At 69.4% G+C, this 17,532-nt stretch carries 16 protein-coding genes; 10 read left to right on the top strand and 6 right to left on the bottom strand.

The genetic code is table 11. The features are described 5' to 3' along the window. Positions 1 to 90: 90 nt before the first annotated feature. Positions 91 to 609, bottom strand: coding sequence for an ATP-binding protein (locus tag AQJ27_RS26195; protein WP_067374357.1), 519 nt, complete (start codon positions 607 to 609; stop codon positions 91 to 93). Positions 610 to 946: 337 nt separating this feature from the next. On the opposite strand from AQJ27_RS26195, the gene AQJ27_RS26190 reads away from it, so the two are divergent. The 4 genes from AQJ27_RS26190 to AQJ27_RS26175 all read left to right on the top strand — a co-directional run bounded on the left by AQJ27_RS26190 (position 947) and on the right by AQJ27_RS26175 (position 4,775). Continuing rightward, positions 947 to 1,771, top strand: coding sequence for a helix-turn-helix domain-containing protein (locus tag AQJ27_RS26190; protein WP_067374354.1), 825 nt, complete (start codon positions 947 to 949; stop codon positions 1,769 to 1,771). Positions 1,772 to 1,959: 188 nt separating this feature from the next. Further along, complete coding sequence (locus AQJ27_RS26185; RefSeq protein WP_067373749.1) at positions 1,960 to 3,420, top strand: aldehyde dehydrogenase family protein; 1,461 nt, start codon at positions 1,960 to 1,962, stop codon at positions 3,418 to 3,420. A gap of 138 nt (positions 3,421 to 3,558) precedes the next feature. Then, positions 3,559 to 4,095, top strand: coding sequence for a DinB family protein (locus AQJ27_RS26180; protein ID WP_067373746.1), 537 nt, complete (start codon positions 3,559 to 3,561; stop codon positions 4,093 to 4,095). A gap of 38 nt (positions 4,096 to 4,133) precedes the next feature. Then, positions 4,134 to 4,775, top strand: a complete 642-nt coding sequence (locus tag AQJ27_RS26175) for a PadR family transcriptional regulator (RefSeq protein WP_067373743.1) — start codon at positions 4,134 to 4,136, stop codon at positions 4,773 to 4,775. Between the two features lie 24 nt (positions 4,776 to 4,799). Here the strand turns inward: AQJ27_RS26175 and gad are convergent, their stop codons facing one another. After that, positions 4,800 to 6,206, bottom strand: a complete 1,407-nt coding sequence (gad, locus tag AQJ27_RS26170) for a glutamate decarboxylase (RefSeq protein ID WP_067373740.1) — start codon at positions 6,204 to 6,206, stop codon at positions 4,800 to 4,802. Between the two features lie 140 nt (positions 6,207 to 6,346). Next, positions 6,347 to 7,612, bottom strand: coding sequence for an ion channel protein (locus AQJ27_RS26165; protein ID WP_067374351.1), 1,266 nt, complete (start codon positions 7,610 to 7,612; stop codon positions 6,347 to 6,349). 129 nt (positions 7,613 to 7,741) lie between these two features. Here AQJ27_RS26165 and AQJ27_RS26160 point away from each other — a divergent pair, with 129 nt between their 5' ends. After that, positions 7,742 to 8,509: a MerR family transcriptional regulator gene (locus AQJ27_RS26160; protein ID WP_067373739.1), complete on the top strand. Its 768-nt coding sequence runs from the start codon at positions 7,742 to 7,744 to the stop codon at positions 8,507 to 8,509. Between the two features lie 73 nt (positions 8,510 to 8,582). Here AQJ27_RS26160 and AQJ27_RS26155 read toward each other — a convergent pair whose 3' ends face one another. After that, on the bottom strand, positions 8,583 to 8,948 hold the full coding sequence (locus AQJ27_RS26155; protein WP_067373736.1) for a YbjQ family protein: 366 nt from the start codon (positions 8,946 to 8,948) through the stop codon (positions 8,583 to 8,585). A gap of 166 nt (positions 8,949 to 9,114) precedes the next feature. Here AQJ27_RS26155 and AQJ27_RS26150 point away from each other — a divergent pair, with 166 nt between their 5' ends. Beyond that, positions 9,115 to 10,137 (top strand): DedA family protein, encoded by a 1,023-nt coding sequence (locus AQJ27_RS26150; RefSeq protein WP_067373733.1) that lies wholly within the window; start codon positions 9,115 to 9,117, stop codon positions 10,135 to 10,137. A 131-nt stretch (positions 10,138 to 10,268) separates the two neighbouring features. Here AQJ27_RS26150 and AQJ27_RS26145 read toward each other — a convergent pair whose 3' ends face one another. After that, positions 10,269 to 11,909, bottom strand: a complete 1,641-nt coding sequence (locus AQJ27_RS26145; protein ID WP_067373730.1) for a threonine/serine exporter family protein — start codon at positions 11,907 to 11,909, stop codon at positions 10,269 to 10,271. 118 nt (positions 11,910 to 12,027) lie between these two features. After that, positions 12,028 to 12,519: an inorganic diphosphatase gene (locus AQJ27_RS26140; protein WP_054237475.1), complete on the bottom strand. Its 492-nt coding sequence runs from the start codon at positions 12,517 to 12,519 to the stop codon at positions 12,028 to 12,030. Between the two features lie 79 nt (positions 12,520 to 12,598). Between AQJ27_RS26140 and dacB the strand changes: the two genes are divergently transcribed. From dacB to hpt, 4 genes are all read left to right on the top strand, one after another. Continuing rightward, on the top strand, positions 12,599 to 14,212 hold the full coding sequence (gene dacB / locus AQJ27_RS26135) for a D-alanyl-D-alanine carboxypeptidase/D-alanyl-D-alanine endopeptidase (protein WP_067373729.1): 1,614 nt from the start codon (positions 12,599 to 12,601) through the stop codon (positions 14,210 to 14,212). A gap of 120 nt (positions 14,213 to 14,332) precedes the next feature. Beyond that, positions 14,333 to 15,457 carry a zinc-dependent metalloprotease gene (locus AQJ27_RS26130; protein ID WP_067373725.1) on the top strand — a complete coding sequence of 375 codons (1,125 nt, stop codon included), beginning with the start codon at positions 14,333 to 14,335 and terminating at the stop codon, positions 15,455 to 15,457. Positions 15,458 to 15,649: 192 nt separating this feature from the next. After that, entirely contained in the window at positions 15,650 to 16,657 is a 1,008-nt protein-coding gene (tilS, locus tag AQJ27_RS26125) for a tRNA lysidine(34) synthetase TilS (protein ID WP_067373722.1), read from the top strand. Between the two features lie 158 nt (positions 16,658 to 16,815). Next, positions 16,816 to 17,376 carry a hypoxanthine phosphoribosyltransferase gene (gene hpt / locus AQJ27_RS26120; RefSeq protein WP_067373718.1) on the top strand — a complete coding sequence of 187 codons (561 nt, stop codon included), beginning with the start codon at positions 16,816 to 16,818 and terminating at the stop codon, positions 17,374 to 17,376. Positions 17,377 to 17,532: the final 156 nt, after the last annotated feature.

Raw genomic sequence — 17,532 nt, 5'->3', positions numbered from 1 at the left:
GGGCGGGGCAACCGGCATAACTGACGGCAACGACCTTCTCGCGGCGCGTAACGCGCGTAGAACCGCGGCGCCAAAAAGCGCCGCGGTTCTCTATTCGGTCGAAACCCCGCCGACGGCCGGCTGCGGAAGTCTGAACAGTGCCCACACGACCTTGCCGCTGAGCGTGCCCGCGAGCGGGTGCCAGCCCCAGCTGTCGGCGAACGAGTCGACCAGGAACAGGCCCCGGCCCGACTCCGCGGAGAAGTCCTCCGAGTCGCCCGCGACCGGACTGTCGTGACTGGGGTCGCGCACCGCGCACACCAGACGTGAGGTCCACCGCATCAAGTGCAGCCGCACGGGCGGGCCTTGGTCGTCCGAACGGGGCGTGTCCGAGGGCAGGGCGTGCCGCAGGGCGTTGGTCACGAGCTCGGAGACCACCAGGCAGACGTCGTCGAAGCGCTCGCCGATGTCCCACTGGTCCAGCGTTCTGCGGGTGAACTGCCGAGCTTCGCGCACCGCTTCGTAGCGCGCCGGCAGGGCGCAGGAAGCGGCGCTGGACACAGCCGCGGGGTCGAGCGGCGGAAGTCCCTGCCGTAAGGGCTCGAGCATGGTCGATCCATTCGTCCCCATGCGAGGCACTCCCGGGTGTTCGCGGTCGTTGCGATGCAGCGGTGGCGCGAGGACCATGGTTCCGAATGCGTACAGCAGATGCAAGGGCAGATGCACGTGCACGCGCCCGAATTAGACCTTCCTCCACCCTTTCTTGGCCATTTCTTCTGTCACCTTCTTCCCGCTTGTTGACCCTCTACCGACCTTTTCCTGCGTGGCCCCTTTGGAGTCTTTCCGTTTCTGTAACTGAACGAGTACTGCTTGAAGTGTTTTAGTGGCAGACTTCGGCCCTTGAAGACGGTTGGGGAGGCGGACGAACGTGAGCGCTGGTGAGTCGAGCGGCTCGGTGGTGCGGCGCATGCTGCTGGGGTCACATCTGCGGCGCCTGCGGGAGTCGCGCGGAATCACCCGCGAAGCGGCCGGTTACTCGATCCGTGCCTCCGAATCGAAGATCAGCCGCATGGAGTTGGGACGGGTGAGCTTCAAGACGCGCGACGTCGAGGACCTGCTGACGCTGTACGGCATCAACGACGAGGCCGAGCGCACGTCGCTCGTCTCCCTCGCCAAGGAGGCCAACGTCGCGGGCTGGTGGCACAGTTACTCGGACGTCCTGCCCAGCTGGTTCCCGACCTACGTCGGCCTGGAGGGTGCGGCCCATCTGATCCGGTCGTACGAAGTCCAGTTCGTGCACGGCCTGTTGCAGACGGAGGCCTACGCCCACGCGGTCGTCGCGCGCGGCATGCGGGGCGCCTCGCCCGCCGACATCGAGCGGCGCGTCGCGCTGCGCCTGGAGCGGCAGAAGTACCTCGTCTCCGAGAAGGCCCCGGAGTTCCACATCGTCCTCGACGAGGCCGCGCTGCGCCGCCCTTACGGCGACCGCGAGGTGATGCGGGGGCAACTCCAGCATCTGATCGAGGTGTCGGAGCGTCCCAACGTGCGACTTCAGGTCATGCCGTTCAGCTTCGGCGGCCACTCGGGCGAGAGCGGTTCCTTCACCATCCTGAGCTTCCCCGAGTCCGACCTGTCGGACGTCGTCTATCTGGAGCAGCTCACCAGCGCGCTCTACCTGGACAAACGCGAGGACGTCACCCAGTACGAAGGCGCGCTCAAGCAGTTGCAGCAGGACAGCCCCGGGCCCTCCGAGAGCCGCGACCTGCTGCGGGGACTGCTCCAGCTCTCCTGACCTTCTCCCCACCACCTCCGGCGAGTCTTCACGGTCTGTTCGCCTGTGAGTCTTCGTGGACTCTTCGGAGGTGCTCTCCAACTCCCTTTGGACACAAGTACGATGACGTCTGATCAGACGTTGATCGGATGTGTCTGCTGACTCAGACTCGGATGTCTGCCTCGGCAGCAAGGGGATTGAGGGAGCACATGTCGTCCTACTTCACCGACTTGGCCCAGCAGTACATCGACGGCGAGTGGCGCCAGGGCACCGGCTCCTGGGACATCATCGATTTCAACCCGTACAACGGCGAGAAGCTGGCGTCGATCACCATAGCCACGGTCGACGAGGTCGACGAGGCATACCTCGCCGCCCGGCGCGCCCAGAAGGAATGGGCCGCGACCAATCCGTACGCCCGTCGCGCCGTCTTCGAGAAGGCCCTGCGCATCATCGAGGAGCGCGAGGCCGAGATCACCGAGGTGATCATCGCCGAGCTCGGCGGTACCCACCTCAAGGCGGGCTTCGAGCTCCACCTCGCCAAGGAGTTCCTGCGCGAGTCGATCCAGCTGGCGCTGCGCCCCGAGGGCAAGATCCTCCCCTCGCCGATCGACGGCAAGGAGAACCGCCTCTACCGCGTCCCCGTCGGTGTCGTCGGCGTGATCAGCCCCTTCAACTTCCCCTTCCTGCTCTCCCTGAAGTCCGTCGCGCCGGCCCTGGCGCTCGGCAACGGCGTGGTCCTCAAGCCGCACCAGAACACCCCGATCGTCGGCGGCTCCCTGGTGGCGAAGATCTTCGAGGACGCGGGTCTGCCCGGCGGTCTGCTCAACGTCGTCATCACCGACATCGCCGAGATCGGCGACGCCTTCATCGAGCACCCCGTCCCGAAGGTCATCTCCTTCACCGGCTCCGACAAGGTCGGCCGCCACGTCGCCACCGTCTGCGCCTCGCACTTCAAGAGCGTGGTGCTGGAGCTCGGCGGCAACAGCGCCCTGGTGGTCCTCGACGACGCGGACATCGACTACGCCGTCGACGCGGCGGTCTTCAGCCGCTACGTCCACCAGGGCCAGGTCTGCATGGCCGCCAACCGCGTTCTCGTGGACCGCTCGATCGCGGACGAGTTCACCGAGAAGTTCGTCGCCAAGGTGAAGACGCTGAAGGCCGGCGACCCGAGCGACCCCCAGACGATCATCGGCCCGGTCATCAACTCCTCCCAGGCGGACTCGATCACCGGCGCGGTCGACCAGGCGATCGCCGAGGGCGCCACGGCCCTGGTGCGCGGCGCCACCACCGACAACCTCGTCGAGCCGACCGTCCTGACGGACCTGCCCGCCGACTCGGCCATCCTCCGGCAGGAGATCTTCGGCCCGGTCGCGCTCCTCGTCACCTTCGACGGCGAGGAGGAGGCCGTCCGCATCGTCAACGACACCCCGTACGGGCTCAGCGGCGCCGTGCACACCGCCGACGTCGAGCGCGGTGTCGCCTTCGCCAAGCAGATCGACACCGGCATGTTCCACGTCAACGACGGCACCGTCCACGACGAGCCGCTGGTCCCCTTCGGCGGCGAGAAGCACTCCGGCATCGGCCGTCTGAACGGCGAGACGACCGTCGACGCCTTCACCACCCAGAAGTGGATCTCGGTCCAGCACGGCCGCAGCTTCTTCCCCTTCTAGGGCTCCTTCCGTTCGGAGACTCGCAGACTCTTCGTCGCCATCGGGCCCTTGCGGACAGAAGCTGACCGCAAGGGCCCGTACGTTCATCGGTGTCAGGCAGGGGATGCCAGGCAGGTGGACCGATGAAAGGCGGCGATCATGGTTACTCACGTTTCGGCGGGGACTCCTGGTGACGAGCGTGGAGCACTGCTCTCCTTCCTGGAGGCCGAGCGCGGCGGGATCCGCCGGGCCCTGATCGGCCTGACGCCGGAGCAGGCCACCAGCCGGCCGAGCGCGAGCGAACTGTCCCTGGCCGGGCTGCTCAAGCACGTCGCCGAGACCGAGCAGGCCTGGATCGCCCGCGCCAAGGGCGAGCCGCCCGCCGTCGAGCGGGACGAGTCGACCTGGCACGAGTGCTTCGCGCTCGTCGGCGACGAGAGCGTCGAGTCGCAGCTCGCGTACTGGGAGAAGGTGGCCGCCGAGACGGAGGCGTTCATCCGCTCGGTGCCCAGCCTCGACGAGACCTTCGCACTGCCCGAAGCCCCCTGGTTCCCCCGGGAACGGGTCTCGATGCGCTGGGTGGCGCTCCACCTGATCCGTGAGACGGCCCGGCACGCCGGCCACGCCGACATCATCCGCGAGTCCCTGGACGGCGCCACCGCCTTCGAACTGGTCGCCCGCGCGCAGGAGGGTTGACCTCCGCGCCCTCATCTGCCCCCCATAACCTGGACCGCATGTCAGCGATCCGTCTCCTGGTGCTCGGTGCCGTCCGCCAGCACGGGCGGGCCCACGGCTACCAGGTGCGCAACGACCTCGAGTACTGGGGCGCGCACGAGTGGTCCAACGCCAAGCCCGGCTCGATCTACCACGCGCTCAAGCAGATGGCGAAACAGGGACTGCTGCTCGCCCACGAGATCGCCCCGTCCACGGCGGGGGGCCCGCCGCGCACCGAGTACGAGATCACGGACCAGGGCACCGAGGAGTACTTCACGCTGCTGCGCCGGTCGCTGACCGCGTACGACCAGAAACCGGACATCCTCTCGGCCGCGCTCGGCTTCATGGTCGACCTCGGCCGTACGGAGACCCTCGAACTCCTCCAGGAGCGGGTGCGCGCCATCGAGGAGTGGCGCAAGTCCGTCACCGGGTACTACACCCCCGAGGACGGCCCCGGGCAGCTCGGCCACATCGGCGAGATCATGAACTTCTGGGTCCACTCCGCCGACTCCGGCGCGCAGTGGACCCGGGGCCTGATCGAGCGCATCCAGGGCGGCGCGTACACCTTCGCCGGGGAGGGCGAACCCTTCGTCGGCGTCCTGGCCGACGGCGAGGAGAACCCGTACGCCACGGGAACCCCGCACCCCGGCGACCAGGAGTAGCAACGCCCTCCGCCGGAGGGTCCCCTAGTGATGGAAGCCCGTCGCCGCCTCCTTGTCCAGGGTCAGCGGATGCGGCAGCCTGCGCAGTTGGGGCACCAACCGGCTCAGGTCCTCGATGAACAGGTCGGCGAGATCCACCGAGAAGCCGTTGCGGCACACCACACGCAGGACGGACAGGTCCTCCCGGTTGGCCGGGAAGGTGTACGCGGGCACCAGCCAGCCGCTCTCCCGCATGCGCCGGGACACGTCGAAGACGTCGTACGCGGTCACATGGGGTGCCGTGGTGAAAGCGAAGACGGGCAACTCGTCGCCCCGGGTGAGGAGTCGGAAGTCCTCCAGCGCCTCGATCCGCTCGGCGAGCCCGCGGGCCAGGTCTCTGGTCGTCTGCTGCACGGTCCGGAAACCCTCCCGGCCCAGCCGCAGGAACGTGTAGTACTGCGCCACGACCTGCGCGCCCGGACGGGAGAAGTTGAGGGCGAAGGTCGGCATGTTGCCGCCCAAGTAGTTGACCCGGAAGACGAGTTCCTCGGGCAGCTCGGCCTCGGTCCGCCACAGTGCCCAGCCGACGCCCGGGTAGACCAGTCCGTACTTGTGGCCCGAGGTGTTGATCGAGGACACCCGCGGCAACCTGAAGTCCCAGACCAGGTCCGGGTCGAGGAAGGGGGCGATCATCGCGCCGGACGCGCCGTCGACATGGACGGGGATGTCCAGGCCCGTACGCTCCTGGAGCTGGTCGAGGGCCGCGCACAGCTCGGCGATCGGCTCGTAGGACCCGTCGAAGGTGGAGCCGAGGATGCCGACGACCCCGATGGTGTTCTCGTCGCACAGCTCGGCCGCCGCCTGTGGGTCGAGATGGAACCGGTCGCCCTCCATGGGCACCTGGCGTGCCTCGACCTCCCAGAAGTTGCAGAACTTCTCCCAGCACACCTGGACGTTCACCCCCATCACTAGATTGGGGCGAGCTCCGGGGTAGCGGTCCGCGTTCCGCCGCATCCAGCGACGCTTCAGCGCCATGCCGGCGAGCATGCACGCCTCGCTCGATCCGGTCGTCGAACAGCCGACGGTGGACGCCGGATCCGGTGCGTTCCACAAGTCCGCGAGTATCGCCACGCAGCGCCGCTCCAGCTCGGCGGTGCGCGGGTACTCGTCCTTGTCGATCATGTTCTTGTCCCGGCACTCGCCCATCAGCAGCCCGGCCTGGGGCTCCATCCAGGTGGTGACGAAGGTGGCGAGGTTCAGCCGCGCGTTCCCGTCCAGCATCAGGTCGTCGTGGACGACCTGATACGCGGTGTTGGGCGGCAGCGGTCCGTCCGGAAGCCGGTGCTTGGGCGGGGCCTCGGTCATGCCCCCGACCGGATTCGCCTCCCCGAAGAAGGGGTTGACGGACACCGGTCGCTCGTCGGGCTTCTCGGGACCTTGGTGGAGCGGCATGGGATCTCCCATCGAGTCGGCGGTCGGAGGGTCCTACTGGTTGAGCGGATCGGGGGTCCTACTGGTTCATCGGATCGGGTTCCCGCTGGTTCATCGGATCGGGCTTCCACTGGTTGATCGGATCGGAGGGGCCTGTCGGTTCACCGGATCGATCTCCCGTCGGCGCGCAGCTGCATCTGCGGGCGTCCGGTGACGATCAGCCAGGCCGGTACCGAGGCCAGCACCAGCACGGGCAGCACGGCAGGCTGGGCCACCAGGACGGCCGCCGTGAACAGACTGATCCAGCCCTGCCGGGTCACGGCCAGGAGTACACCCAGGACCGCGCACACCACGGCGAGCGTGGGATTCACCTGCGGTACCAACGCGTGCGCGCACAGCCCGAGAGCTACCCCGGCGAACACGGAGGGAAAGATCCGGCCGCCCCGGAAACCGCACGAGGTGGCGACCACCAGCGCGGCCAGCTTCACCGCGAACATCAGCGCGAACCGTCCCGCCGACCAGCCCTCCGGGTTCGCCGCGAGGGTCTTCACCTCGTCCAGGCCCTTGAAGAGCGTCAGAGGGCCGCCCAGTGCCCCCAGCAACCCCAGGACGAGACCGCCCACGGGAAGCGCCACCATGGGGTGCCTGAGCCGCGAGAAGGCGCCGTGGACGTAAGGGAGGGCGCACACCGCGGTCATCCCGATCGCCGCGGCCAGCGAGGCGACCACCAGGGCGCTCAGCAGGTCGCCCCAGTGGGGGCCCGGGTAGGCGGGCAACGCGAGGTCGAAGCTCGGGTGCTCCAGCAGCGCCATGGTCAGCGCGCCCGTGCCGCCCGCGAGCAGCGGCGGCAGCAGCCGGTCCCAGAGGGCGCCGGGCCCCGGCTGCCCGGCCAGTACCTCGGAGAAGATCAGCGCGGCGGCCACCGGCGTGCCGAACAGGGCTCCGATCGTGCCCGCGACCGCCAGGCCCACCCACAGCCCCACGGCGGAGCCCGGGATCACGCGGGTGCCGAGCCAGTAGGCGAGGGCCACGTTGACGGCCGTGATCGGGTTCTCGGGGCCCAGGCTCACCCCGCCCGCCAGCGTCAGGACGGTGGCGACGAGCAGCCCGGGCAGAACGCGGGGTGGCAGGGGAGCGTCGACCAGGCCCGTGGTCGCCGGATCGGGCCCCGCGTGCCCCGGCGCCTTCCACACCACCAGACCCACCGCGATGCCGGTCGCCGTGAGCATCACGACCATCCACAGCACGGAGTAGCGGCCCACGCCCAGTGCGTCCGGAAGGGTCTCCCACAGGACGTCCTTGAACCGGTCGGCGAGCAGGCTGACGCCGAGCAGGATGAGCGCCGCGGCCACACCGACCACCACGGAGGGCACGATCAACGGCAGCAGACGCCGTAAGGGGGTCGCCGTGGACGCGTCGGTGCTCACGGCCACACCCTAAGCGGGCAAAAGACGCACAACATCCCGAAGGGTGCGTTCCGCCGCCTGGGAATTACGGCTTGCACCTCACGTGGCGTGAGGGCTGATGGTGGGACGCGTACCGAGGAAGGAGCGGAAGTGGGCTACTCAGTGGGCCAGGTCGCCGGTTTCGCCGGAGTCACGGTGCGCACCCTGCACCACTACGACGAGATCGGCCTGCTCGTTCCGAGCGAGCGCAACCACGCGGGGTACCGGCGCTACAGCGACGCCGACCTCGACCGGCTGCAACAGATCCTGTTCTACCGGGAGCTGGGCTTCCCGCTCGACGAGGTCGCGGCCCTGCTCGACGACCCGGAGGCGGACCCGCGCGCGCACCTGCGCCGGCAGCACGAGCTGCTGACCGCCCGGATCGAGAAGCTGCGGAAGATGGCCGCGGCCGTGGAGCACGCCATGGAGGCACGCACGATGGGCATCAACCTCACGCCCGAGGAGAAGTTCGAGGTCTTCGGGGACAAGGATCCCGAGGAGCACGCGGAGGAGGCCGAGCGGCGGTGGGGCGGCACGGCTGAGTACGCCGAGTCGCAGCGCCGCGCCGCCCGCTACACCAAGGACGACTGGCAGCGCATCCAGGCCGAGGTGGCCTCCTGGGGCGAGCGCTACGACGCCCTCATGGAGGCGGGCGAACCCGCGACCGGCGAGCGGGCCATGGACATGGCCGAGGAACACCGGCAGCACATCGGCAAGTGGTTCTACGACTGTTCGTACGAGCTCCACGGCTGTCTCGGCGCGATGTACGTGTCCGACGAGCGCTTCAAGGCGTACTACGACTCCATGCGCCCGGGTCTCGCCGAACACCTCAGGGACGCGATCACCGCGAACGCGGCCCGGCACTCCAAGGAAGCCTGACGGCCAGACGGTAAGGGGCACCCGCCACTGCGGGTGCCCCTTACCGGATTCCGGGTCCGCGGCCGGTCGCGCCCTACTCCTTCACCAGGACCACGGCGGTGCCGTAGGCGCACACCTCCGTGCCCACGTCCGCCGCCTCGGTCACGTCGAACCGCATCATCAGCACGCCGTTCGCCCCCCGCACGCGTGCCTGCTCGACGAGTCGTTCCATGGCCTGGTTGCGGGTCTCCACGAGGGTCTTGGTGAGCCCCTTGAGCTCGCCGCCGATCATCGACTTCAGACCCGCGCCGATCTGGCTGCCCAGATGCCGGGATCGCACGGTGAGGCCGAAGACCTCGCCGATGACCTGCTGGACGCGGTAGCCGGGCGCGTCGTTCGTCGTCACGACCAGGACGTCCGACTGGGGTCCCTGGCCGCCTCCGTATTCGTCGATGCCCATGGTCCACAGCTTTGTCCCAGTGGGCACACAGTGCATCCTGGGGGCACCGGTGGAACCTGGCACGGACACTGTGCGTTGATAGCTTTGGCCGACAGTACTGATGTGCTGCCGTACTGCCGTCCCAGGACCGCCGTACTCTTCCTTCACCCCTCAGGAGCCCGGAACCGTGACGACGCTTGCCCTTGGTCCAAGCTGGCTGGATCCGAACACGCTCCTGGACAACTTCGGCATCTGGGGCCTGCTGCTCGTCGTCTTCGCCGAGTCCGGCCTGCTGATCGGCTTCTTCCTGCCGGGTGACTCGCTGCTGTTCACCTGCGGCCTGCTGATCACGTCGCACCAGCTGGACTTCCCGCTGTGGGCGGCCGTCGCCCTGATCTGCGTCGCCGCGGTCCTCGGCGACCAGGCGGGTTACCTGTTCGGCAAGAAGGTCGGCCCCTCGCTCTTCACCCGCCCGGACTCCCGTCTCTTCAAGCAGGAGAACGTGGTCAAGGCCCACGAGTTCTTCGAGAAGTACGGGCCCAAGTCCCTGGTCCTCGCCCGCTTCGTGCCCATCGTGCGCACCTTCACGCCGATCATCGCGGGCGTCAGCGGCATGAAGTACCGCTCCTTCATCACCTTCAACATCATCGGTGGTGTCCTGTGGGGCGCGGGCGTCACGCTGCTCGGCTCCTGGCTCGGAAAGATCGACTTCGTCAAGAACAACATCGAGGCGATCCTGATCCTGATCGTCCTCGTCTCGGTGGTCCCGATCGCCATCGAGTTCCTGCGGGCGCGCTCCAAGGCCAAGAAGAACCCGCCGGAGCCGGAGGCCCCCCAGGGCCCGGCCGCCTACCAGCAGCAGCCCACGCCCCCCGCCATGGACGACGCGACGCGCCCGCTGCGCATGCACCAGCCGCAGCAGAGCCATGACCCGTACCAGCAGGAGCAGTACGCCCAGGGATACCCGCAGCAGCAGCCCCAGCAGCCCCAGCAGCCGTACGGCAACCAGGATCAGGGCTACTACCAGGGCCAGGGCTACGACCAGAATTACGGTCAGGGCTACGACTCGAACTACGACCCGAACTACGACCCGAACTATGACCAGGGGCAGGGCCAGGGCTACCCGCCCCAGCAGCACCCGCAGGGCTACCCGCAGCAGCCGTACGGCGCGCAGCCGAACCCGTACAACCAGGGTTATCCCCAGAACTGAGCCGGGAAGCCGCGGCCAGGAAGGGGCGCGGGGCTGTGACATATGCGGCTCCGCCGTGTGGGCGCGATCAGCCACAACAAGCCCGCAGTCGCCGCCGAACAGAAGCGACCGAGCTCTCGTGCGCCCGGCGCTCAGAACCCCCGCGTCCGCTTCGCGGCCCTGCGCTCCCCGGCGGAGCCCCCCGGCACCCGCAGGAACAGCCGGGAGATCTCCGACCCCAGGTTCACGCCGATGGCGATGGCCATGGCGAGCGCCGCGGCCTTGGAGAGCGACACCAGCCCCTTGTCGACGTTGCTCTGGGCGATCGACAGCAGCCCGAAGTAAGTGGCCGACCCCGGGAGCAGGGGCCCTATCGCGGCGGTCGTGTACGGCAGCGCGGACGCGAACCGGTAGCGGGACAGCAGCTGCCCGAAGAGGCCCACCAGGCCCGCCGCGACGGCCGTGGAGGCGACCGGCGAGATACCGCCCGGGTAGTGCATCGCCCCGTACACCGACCAGGCGACGCCTCCGTTGAGGGTCACCGCGAGCACGGTGGATCGTTCCTGCTGGAGCAGGACGGCGAAGGTCAGCGACAGCAGCATGGCGGCGGCGATCTGAAGCAGGGGCCGCTCGGAGATGCTGAGCGCCTGGTCCGGATTGAGCGCGGCGCCGAACTTCACGCCGAAATAGAGCACGATGAGGACGCCGACGATGATGCCGACGAAGAGGTACATGACCTCCAGGAGGCGCGCGGACGCGGTGATGTAGAAGCCGGTCAGTCCGTCCTGGACGCCCGCGACGAGCGCCCGTCCGGGCAGCAGCGCGAACAGTCCACCGGTGATCACCGCGGACGAGTTCGTGTCGACGTGCGCGAGCTGGAGCGCGACACCTATCGCGGCCGGCGGCATCGCGGCCACCGTGAACTGGTAGAACTCCGGCAGCCCGCGCCCCGCGCAGAGCCAGGCCAGCCGGTCGCCCAGCATCGCGCCGAGCGCCGCGGCGACGAACACGATCGCGTCACCGCCCACGAGCACCGAGGCCGCACCGGCCAGCAGCCCGGTGCAGCCGGTCAGCACCCAGCCGGGATACGGGTGCCGATTGCGCCGCATCTCCGCGAGGCGCCGGTAGGCCTCCTCCAGGGAGAACGCGGTCTCCGGGTCGCTCAGGTCGTCGACGAGCCGGTAGACGGCCGCGAGCCGCGTGTAGTCGGTGCCCCGGCGGCGTACGGTCCGGGAGGCCGTCACGGGATCGTCCACCAGGGACGGCTGGTGCGAGATGGACAACAGGGTGAAGGTGACGTTCGGCTCGCAGCGGTCCAGGCCGAACGAGCGGCAGACGGCGAACATCGCCGTCTCCACGTCCTCGGCGCCCTCACCGCCCGCGAGCAGCAACTCACCGATGCGCAGCGTCAGGTCGAGCACGCGGGGGACGGCCGGGCCGGCCTCGTCCTCCTTGTGCAGCAGTTCGGGTGCCGGACGCTCGGCCACCGGCATGCGCAGCATCGTGCGCATCCGGTCCTGCCAGGGCACGTCCTTGGTCAGGCTGACCACGGGGACGCCGGTCGCCGGTGTGAAGGCGGGCGGGGCGTGCTTCGCGCTGTAGGTGCGCGGGGTGCTGAACGCCGACCCCTCGGACTCGGCGCCGGCCGTCTCGGGCGGCGCGAGCCCCTTGGGGACCGCGAACTCCGACGTGGTCCCCGATTCGTCCTCGACCGCCGGTGCCACGCCGTCCGGCTGTGCGAAGGCACTCCTCGCCTCGTCCGACTGCGGTTTGCGGTCCTCCGCCTCCGTCACCCACCACTCCCGCTGTTGCCGACCGTGCACCTCCCGTACGCCCCAGTATGCGCACGGATACGCGAACGGGCCGCGCCACCCCAGGAGGGGTCACGCGGCCCGCGGGGCTCAGGAGGGATCAGTGACCGCCCTGCTCCTTCAAGCGCTTGTAGGAACGCTCGATCTCGGCCTCGGCCTCCGCGCGGCCCACCCAGTTGGCGCCCTCGACGGACTTGCCGGGCTCGAGGTCCTTGTAGACCTCGAAGAAGTGCTGGATCTCCAGGCGGTCGAACTCCGACACGTGGTGGATGTCCCGCAGGTGCTCCACACGCGGGTCGTGCGCCGGGACGCACAGCAGCTTGTCGTCGCCGCCGGCCTCGTCCGTCATACGGAACATGCCGATCGCGCGGCACTGGATGAGGCAGCCCGGGAAGGTCGGCTCGTCCAGGATGACCAGCGCGTCCAGCGGGTCGCCGTCCTCGCCGAGGGTGTTCTCGACGAAGCCGTAGTCGGCCGGGTAGCTGGTCGAGGTGAAGAGTCGACGGTCCAAGCGGATCCGACCGGTCTCGTGGTCCACCTCGTACTTGTTCCGCGAACCCTTCGGAATCTCGATCGTGACGTCGAACTCCACCGGTGGCTCCTCCATGATCAACACATAGTTCTGGTGGTTAAGTGTCCCTCACGCAGGTGTGTGATCGCGAAAGGGGCTGGTGGTCGTGCCAGAGCTGAGGGCTTGGCGGGCCGCGAGACCGCATGTGGTGCGGATCAAGCGGACCGTGCAGCCGCATGTGACGCGGGTCGCGCAGGCCGTGCAGCCGCGTGTGACGAGGGCTGCGCGGTCCGTGCGTCCGCATGTGGTGCGGGCTGCTCAAGCCGTGCGGCCGCGTCCCGTGAAGTTCACGACCCCGCAGCTCACAGCCGTCGCCGCCACCGCGGGCCTGGCACTCGCGGCCGGGGCGGTGGCCTTCGCCGGCCCCTGGGACTCCTCCGGTCAGCGTACGGCCGAGCGTGACTGGGCCGCATCGCGGGATGGGGAGGGTGGCGCAGATCACGGACGTAGTTCCGGTACGTCCCACGCGGCGCCGAAGCCCGCGCCCAGCGCCGCCTCCGTGCTGACCGGTCTCGGCGGCTCCACCGTCTCGGTGCCCGCACCCACCCAGAAGGCGCTCACGGGCACCCTGGACCGGCTCCTGGGCGATCCCGCGCTCGGCGGGCGGCGCACGGCCGTGGTCGTCGACGTGGCGACCGGCAAGCGGCTGTACGGCAAGGGCGCCGACGACGCGCAGATCCCGGCCTCCACCACGAAGATCGCCACCGCGGTCGCCGCGCTCTCCGCGGCGGGCGCCGACCACCGCATCGAGACCCGCGCGGTCCTGGAGCCCGGCACCAAGGAGGTCGTGCTCGTCGGCGGCGGGGACCCCACGCTGACCGCCCGCAAGGAGGCGGCGGGCTGGGCGAGCCTGCGCACCCTGGCCGACGAGACGGCGACCGCCCTGAAGGCCCGTCATCTGAACCAGGTGACGCTCTCGTACGACACCTCGCTCTACACCGGTTCCGCCCTGCACCCCATCGGCGCCAACCCCAACCTCGCGCCGGTCAGCTCCCTGATGGTCGACGAGGCCCGCACCGACGACTCGGCCAGCGGCCCGGTCACCCGCGCCGCGGACCCGGCGGCGGAAGCGGCGGGGAAGTTCGCGCAGCTGCTGGAGGCCAAGGGCATCAAGACGACGACCCCGGGCCCCTCCAGGGCGACGAACCGCTCACAGTCCCTCGCCTCGGTCTCCTCGCCGCCGCTGTCCGCCCTCATCGAGCGGATGCTGACGAACAGCGACAACGACATCGCGGAGGCCATGGCCCGCCAAGTCGCCCTCGCCACCGGCCGACCGGCCGACTTCGACGGCGGCGCGGCGTCGATCGACGCCGAGCTGAAGAAGCTCGGACTCCCGCTGTCCGGCGCGCACTTCACGGACGGCAGCGGTCTGAACCGGGACGACAGACTGACGGCGGACCTGCTCACGGCCCTCCTGGTCAAGGCCGGCGATCCCGCCCACCCCGAACTCCGGCCCATCCTGACCGGTCTGCCGGTCGCGGGCTTCACGGGCACCCTCAGCGACCGTTACGCCGACGACGCGTCCGGCACCGGCCTCGTACGCGCCAAGACCGGCACGCTGACCGGGGTGAACACCCTGGCGGGCACGGTCGTCGACGCCGACGGCCGCCTGCTGGCCTTCGCCTTCCTGGCCTCCGACACGAGCGACCCGTCGGCGGCCCAGTCGGCCCTGGACCGCACGGCCTCGGCACTGGCGGGCTGCGGCTGCCGTTAGGGCCTGCCCGGCCAGGTCATGGGCACCACTCGTACCACGAGCCCCGTGCGCCCCGGAGCACGGGCGCATCCGGCGCCTTACCCCTCACCGCACTTGGACCCGCTCACGTACGGTTGACGCATGACGAGCATCGGTGGTGCCGAGATGGTCGACTGGAATCTCGCGGTGGCGACCGCGACACGGCTTGTGCGGCCGGGCCCCGAGGTGAGCCGCGACGAGGCCCGAGAGGTCGTCGCGGAGCTGCGCCGGCATGCGAAGGCCTCGGAGGAACACGTCCGGGGCTTCACTCGTATGGGCACGGACGACATCCACGACACCCCCATCCTGGTGGTGGACCGCCCGGGCTGGGTCCGGGCGAACGTCGCGGGGTTCCGGGAGCTCCTGAAGCCCCTGCTGGACAAGATGCAGGAACGGCGGGGGACCACCCCGGGCGGGGCCGTCCTCGGCGCCGTGGGCGGCAAGGTCACCGGCGTGGAGCTGGGCATGCTGCTGTCGTTCCTGTCGTCGCGCGTCCTCGGGCAGTACGAGACCTTCGCCCCGGCGACGAGGGAACTCCCGGCGGGTGAGAACGGCGGCGGCAGGCTCCTTCTCGTCGCGCCGAACATCGTCCACGTGGAGCGCGAACTCGACGTGGAGCCCCACGACTTCCGCCTGTGGGTGTGTCTGCACGAGGAGACGCACCGTACGCAGTTCACGGCCGTGCCCTGGCTGCGCGACCACCTGGAGGGCGAAATCCAGTCTTTCTTGGGCGAGACCGAGGTCGATCCCATGACGGTCCTGGAGCGCATCAGGGAGGCGGCCCAGTCGCTCGCGGGCGGCCGTCCCGAGGGCGAGGAGGACGACGGGGGCCGGTCCCTGGTCGAGATCGTGCAGACGCCGGCCCAGCGGGAGATCCTCGGCCGCCTCACCGCCGTGATGTCCCTCCTGGAGGGCCACGCGGACTTCGTGATGGACGGCGTGGGTCCTGACGTGGTCCCGTCCGTGGGCGAAATCCGCGAGAAGTTCCAGCAGCGCCGGGCCAAGGGGGCCTCACGGCTCGACCTCGCCCTGCGCAAGCTGCTCGGTTTGGACGCCAAACTGAAGCAGTACAGGGACGGTGAGCGGTTCGTGCGCGCGGTCGTCGATCAGGTGGGCATGGACGGCTTCAACCGTGTGTGGACTTCCCCGAACACCCTCCCGACCAAGACGGAGATCGCCAAACCGACGGACTGGGTCGCACGGGTGCACCGCAAGGCGGAGTCGTGAACCCTACGGCAAGGTCGTGAAACGAATTCGGCCGACGGCAGGTGAACGCCCCTCCAATCACCCGTCCGAGGGACCGTGAGCCAACGGTAGGCGTGCAATGCTCGGGGAACGGCCCGTTTCTGTCACCATCTACACACTCTGTGTGACCAGACTCGGGCTCACCCCCCGAAAACTTCATGAAGGGAACCGGACATGGGTCCCCATCCTGCGGTCGCGGCGATACGCCTGGCGGTCCGCCGCGTACTCCACGACGTCCTCACCGACCACACCCGTCCCCCGGGCGAGTCCTCCCCGCTCGTCCTCGTCGCCTGCTCCGGCGGCGCCGACTCCATGGCGCTCGCCTCGGCTCTCGCCTTCGAAGCCCCCAAACTCGGCATCCGCGCCGGTGGCATCACCGTGGACCACGGTCTGCAGCCCGGCTCCGATCTGCGCGCCGACGACGTCGTCTCCCGCCTCGTCGAGCTCGGCATGACCCCCGTCGAGTCCCTCGCCGTCACCGTGGGCCGCGACGGCGGCCCCGAAGCCGCCGCCCGCGACGCCCGGTACGCCGCCCTGGACGCCGCCGCCGAGCGCCACGGCGCCTCCGCCGTCCTGCTCGGCCACACCCGTGACGACCAGGCCGAGACGGTTCTGCTGGGCCTCGCCCGCGGCTCCGGCATCCGCTCCCTGTCCGGCATGGCCGCGGTCTCGGGGGCCGGCGGCCGTTACCGCCGACCGTTCCTGCACCTGGACCGGCAGACCGCCCGCAAGGCCTGCATGGTCCAGTCGCTGCCCGTCTGGGACGACCCGCACAACGCCGACCCGGCCTACACCCGCTCCCGGCTGCGCCACGAGGGCCTGCCCGCCCTGGAGAAGGCGCTCGGCAAGGGAGTCGTCGAGGCCCTCGCCAGGACGGCCCAGCTGTCCCGTGACGACGCCGACGCCCTCGACGCCTGGGCCCGCCAGGCCGAGGCCTCCGTGCGCGACACGGCGGGCCTCCTGGAGTGCGCCAAGCTCTACGCCCTGCCGCCCGCCGTACGCCGCCGCATCCTGCGCCGCGCCGCCATCGAGGCGGGCGCCCCGGCCGGTTCGCTGTTCGCCCGCCACATCGAAGAAGTCGACCGGCTGATCACCGGCTGGCGCGGTCAGGGAGCCATCAATCTCCCGGGCAAAGTCGTCGCTCAGCGACAGGGTGGCAGACTGGTGATTCGGCAAGGCTGAAACCGGACCCTCCATCGGGACCGCTCATGCGGCTCTCCGGGACCCCTGACTCGGGTCGCGGGCGGTCCGGGCGGCCGAGCGAGTGAGCCGAAGGGGAGCGACATCGGCGCCCCGTAGGTGAACGAGCCCGACAAGAGTGGGACGGACGACCGAAAGTGATGCGGGTGGACGCGAAAGACATGGGCACCGACCTCAAGTCGGTGCTCATCACCAAGGAAGAGATCGACGCCAAGCTGGCTGAGCTGGCTGCGAAGATCGACGCGGAGTACGAGGGCAAGGACCTGCTGATCGTCGGTGTCCTCAAGGGCGCCGTCATGGTCATGGCGGACCTCGCGCGTGCGCTGTCCACCCCCGTCACCATGGACTGGATGGCGGTGTCGTCGTACGGCGCGGGCACCCAGTCCTCGGGTGTGGTGCGGATCCTCAAGGACCTCGACACCGACATCAAGGGCAAGCACGTCCTGATCGTCGAGGACATCATCGACTCCGGGCTGACCCTGTCCTGGCTGATCTCCAACCTCGGCTCCCGCGAGCCGGCCTCCCTCAAGGTGTGCACGCTGCTGCGCAAGCCGGAGGCGGCCAAGGTCGCGATCGACGTGGAGTGGGTCGGCTTCGATATCCCGAACGAGTTCGTGATCGGCTACGGCCTCGACTACGCGGAGAAGTACCGCAACCTCCCGTTCGTCGGTACGCTCGCGCCTCACGTCTACGGCGGCTGAACCTCCGGGTCCCAGTCCTCGTAAGACGATCGGGAACCCCAGCGGGTTTCGCGCCGTTGGAGCATGCGTGGGAGGGATTCCCAGTCGTCCCCTGCAGCTTCGGGTGACAATGCTGGGGTACCGTCCGAAGAACAGTCTTTATAAGTCTTTATCAAA

Source organism: Streptomyces olivochromogenes (genome assembly GCF_001514115.1).
In the GTDB taxonomy this organism is placed as follows: Bacteria; Actinomycetota; Actinomycetes; order Streptomycetales; family Streptomycetaceae; genus Streptomyces; species Streptomyces olivochromogenes.
Note: the sequence above shows the minus strand (reverse complement) of the source record. Positions and strands in the feature narration are given on the sequence as shown.

Bases quoted from the DNA above. Each gene is read 5' to 3' on its own strand.
- tilS (WP_067373722.1), top strand. From the start codon at position 15,650: ATGGGTCCCCATCCTGCGGTCGCGGCGATACGCCTGGCGGTCCGCCGC.
- hpt (WP_067373718.1), top strand. From the start codon at position 16,816: ATGCGGGTGGACGCGAAAGACATGGGCACCGACCTCAAGTCGGTGCTC.
- AQJ27_RS26180 (WP_067373746.1), top strand. From the start codon at position 3,559: ATGGTTACTCACGTTTCGGCGGGGACTCCTGGTGACGAGCGTGGAGCA.
- gad (WP_067373740.1), bottom strand. From the start codon at position 6,206: ATGCCGCTCCACCAAGGTCCCGAGAAGCCCGACGAGCGACCGGTGTCC.
- AQJ27_RS26195 (WP_067374357.1), bottom strand. From the start codon at position 609: ATGGGGACGAATGGATCGACCATGCTCGAGCCCTTACGGCAGGGACTT.
- AQJ27_RS26155 (WP_067373736.1), bottom strand. From the start codon at position 8,948: ATGGGCATCGACGAATACGGAGGCGGCCAGGGACCCCAGTCGGACGTC.
- AQJ27_RS26190 (WP_067374354.1), top strand. From the start codon at position 947: ATGCTGCTGGGGTCACATCTGCGGCGCCTGCGGGAGTCGCGCGGAATC.
- AQJ27_RS26130 (WP_067373725.1), top strand. From the start codon at position 14,333: ATGACGAGCATCGGTGGTGCCGAGATGGTCGACTGGAATCTCGCGGTG.
- AQJ27_RS26175 (WP_067373743.1), top strand. From the start codon at position 4,134: ATGTCAGCGATCCGTCTCCTGGTGCTCGGTGCCGTCCGCCAGCACGGG.
- AQJ27_RS26185 (WP_067373749.1), top strand. From the start codon at position 1,960: ATGTCGTCCTACTTCACCGACTTGGCCCAGCAGTACATCGACGGCGAG.